Source organism: Marinifilum sp. D737 (genome assembly GCF_026672275.1).
In the GTDB taxonomy this organism is placed as follows: Bacteria; Bacteroidota; Bacteroidia; order Bacteroidales; family Marinifilaceae; genus Marinifilum.
Genome location: NZ_JANQCD010000112.1, coordinates 1 through 399 on the forward strand (window position 1 = coordinate 1; position 399 = coordinate 399).

The following is a 399-nucleotide window of genomic DNA, read 5'->3' on the forward strand; positions in this document are numbered from 1 at the left end:
AACAGCCATTGCCGTCTGTTACCACTACTGAATAATTACCGCTTGTATTTACCGTGATGGTCTGACTTGTTGCTCCATTTGACCACAAATAGCTGGCGCCTGCATTTCCTGCATCCAAAGTGATTGTGCCACCAGCACAGGTTTCCTGGTCTGCGCCAAGATCCACAATAGGATTTGGATGAACACTTACATTTATATCATCTGTAGCTGAACAACCATTGGCATCTGTTACTACTACTGAATAGTTTCCTGAAGTTGATACTGTGATGGTCTGAGTGGTTGCTCCATTTGACCACAGGTAGCCTGCTCCTGCATTTCCTGCATCTAAAGTAATGCTTCCTCCTTCACAAGTTTCCTGATCTGTGCCAAGGTCTACAACAGGATTTGGATGAACCGTGA

1 protein-coding gene is annotated in these 399 nt (G+C 44.9%); it reads right to left on the reverse strand.

Features of this window, described 5'->3' with window-relative positions:
* A partial coding sequence (locus NQ163_RS20655; RefSeq protein ID WP_268192198.1) for a hypothetical protein occupies positions 1 to 399 on the reverse strand: 399 nt, incomplete at both ends.